General features: G+C 68.7%; 1 protein-coding gene, 1 pseudogene and 1 riboswitch. Of the genes and pseudogenes, one reads left to right on the top strand and one right to left on the bottom strand.

The features are described from left to right. Positions 1-420, bottom strand: a pseudogene (locus JF597_RS00575) (phosphoesterase PA-phosphatase); the annotation flags it as partial. A 281-nt stretch (positions 421-701) separates the two neighbouring features. Further along, positions 702-811: riboswitch (SAM riboswitch) on the top strand. Between the two features lie 33 nt (positions 812-844). On the opposite strand from JF597_RS00575, the gene JF597_RS55400 reads away from it, so the two are divergent. Continuing rightward, positions 845-961 (top strand): putative leader peptide, encoded by a 117-nt coding sequence (locus tag JF597_RS55400; RefSeq protein ID WP_366916361.1) that lies wholly within the window; start codon positions 845-847, stop codon positions 959-961. The last annotated feature ends 208 nt before the right edge of the window (positions 962-1,169 follow it).

Here is a 1,169-nt window from a genome sequence, read left to right on the forward strand (position 1 = left end):
CCGGTTGCCGTACTGCACGGCCGGAGCGTAGGCGGGCGGCGTCGGCTGCCATACGCCGGGGGTCGCCGGCGGCACGGTGAACGGTGCGTTCACCGAGTCCGGGTCGAGACCGTCGCCCTCGCGGGAGGCGAGAACCAGCCGTGCCTCGCGCGCACCGGCCGCCGCCCCCCTCGCCTTGGCCGGTCCGTCCGGGACGCGGTCCAGCGTCGTGCGCAGCACGGTGCCCAGCTCCTGCGCGCGGGACGGGATCAGTGCCACCAGGGCGTCGTGTACGGCCGTTGCCAGGGCGGCGTCCTGGAAGTCCCTCCGGACGACGCCGCCCGGCACCTTGCGGGTGGCTCGGGCTGCCGCGAGCCAACTGACGGCCCACATACGGCTGTTGGTGATCTGGGTGGCGGCGCCGGCGACCGCTATGGTCACGGCCGTCGTGTCGTACCAATCGAGCAGTACGGACGGGCTCGACGTCCGTTCGTCCGTTCCGTCTCCGGGAGTTATCTGCACGGCACCTCAGGATCAAACGGCGCCCCACGTACGGCATTCGCGCACGCGACGCTCCTCTGTGCCGGTCTGCTCACCGCGGCCGCCGTCCTGTCACTGCTGCACCCCCGCCTCACGGCCCATCGACCCCGGACACAGCTCCCCGGGCCCGGACATCCACACCCCGTTGACGGATCACGACGGAGATAGATAAAGTTTCAAATGGCATTGAGTGTCAGCATCGAGCCCTGGCTTGCTGACCGGCAACCCTCCGACGCGGTGGGGTGCTCCAGGTGAAAGCCCGGCCGGGTCGCCGACCCGGCAAGCGCGTGGCCCCGTGGCAGGGGCCCGACACGGAGGAGTGAGCGTGCGGTACAGCAGCGTCTCGAGTCCCTCCATCACGGCTACGGCGACACTCCCCCGCTTCTCCCGCCGACGCCACATCGACCTGCAGCGCATCACCAGCTGTCTGTGTCATGGCTGACTGCGTCCCGTCGACTGTCTGAAGACGTTCACCACTGGTGTTTCTGAAGACGTTCACCACTGGTTCTGACGCGCGCGGCAATTTCTGAGCCTCTCCCATCCCAGCGCTCTCACACCGTGTGGCTCCTTTCGTGAGCTACACCATCCCCGCATCTCCATGCCCGCGCCCGTAGCACGTGCGTGTCGGCTCTCGAGTAGGAGACCTCGTT

The organism is Streptomyces sp., from assembly GCF_019510245.1.
Classification (GTDB): domain Bacteria; phylum Actinomycetota; class Actinomycetes; order Streptomycetales; family Streptomycetaceae; genus Streptomyces.